The organism is Streptomyces sp. ActVer (assembly GCF_027270795.1).
In the GTDB taxonomy this organism is placed as follows: Bacteria; Actinomycetota; Actinomycetes; order Streptomycetales; family Streptomycetaceae; genus Streptomyces; species Streptomyces umbrinus_A.
In genome coordinates this window covers 1-977 of record NZ_JAPWHT010000949.1, presented here as the reverse complement: position 1 = coordinate 977, position 977 = coordinate 1, and the positions used below count along the sequence as shown (strand labels likewise).

Sequence of the window (977 nt, the reverse complement as noted above, 5' to 3'; positions counted from 1 at the left end):
CCGGTTGGCGGTGAGGACGGTCGCAGGACGGTCAGTACGTGCGCGGGCCGGTGCCCGGGCGCCAGGCGTACGTAGTTCGTCCTGCCCCAGTGGTAGGTCTCGCCGGTGAGCTCGTCGCGCACCGGCATCGACTCGTGCCAGTCGAGGCCGAGTCGTGGCATGTCCAACGAGACCGTGGCCTCCTGGGTGTGGTGAGGGTCGAGATTCACCACCACCAATACCCTGTCGGACTCGTCGTGCTTGCTGTACGCGATCACCGCATCGTTGTCGGTGTCGTGAAAGTGGAGATTCCTGAGCCGGCGCAGTGCGCTGTGCTGCCGTCTGATCCGGTTCAGGGAACCGATGAGAGGCGCGATGGAACGTCCGTCCCGCTCGGCCGACGCCCAGTCCCGGGGCCGCAGCTGGTACTTCTCCGAGTCGAGATAGTCCTCACCGCCCGCCCTGAACGGGGTGTTCTCGCACAGCTCGTACCCGGCGTACATTCCCCAGGCCGGCGAAAGGGTCGCCGCCAGAACGGCCCGTACTTCGAAAGCCGGCCGGCCGCCGTGCTGGAGATACCCGGGCAGGATGTCGGGCGTGTTCACAAAGAAATTGGGACGCATGTACGCGGCGACGTCGTCACTGGAGAGTTCGGTGAGGTATTCGGTCAGTTCGGCCCTTGTGTTGCGCCAGGTGAAGTAGGTGTACGACTGCTGAAATCCCACGCGTGCCAGGGCATGCATGATCTCCGGGCGGGTGAACGCCTCGGCCAGGAAGATGACATCGGGGTCGGTGCGGTTGATGTCGTCGATCACCCGCTCCCAGAACAGCACCGGCTTTGTGTGCGGATTGTCCACGCGGAAGATCCGTACACCGTGGCTCATCCAGAACCGCAGAATCCGCCCGGTCTCGGCGACCAGCCCCGGCATGTCCTTGTCGAAGGCGATCGGATAGATGTCCTGGTACTTCTTCGGCGGGTTCTCCGCGTACGCGATCGT

The 977-nt window shown here is 64.4% G+C and carries 1 pseudogene; it reads right to left on the bottom strand.

From position 1 onward, the window contains the following. Positions 1-977, bottom strand: a pseudogene (locus tag O3Q52_RS53540) (alpha-1,4-glucan--maltose-1-phosphate maltosyltransferase); the annotation flags it as partial.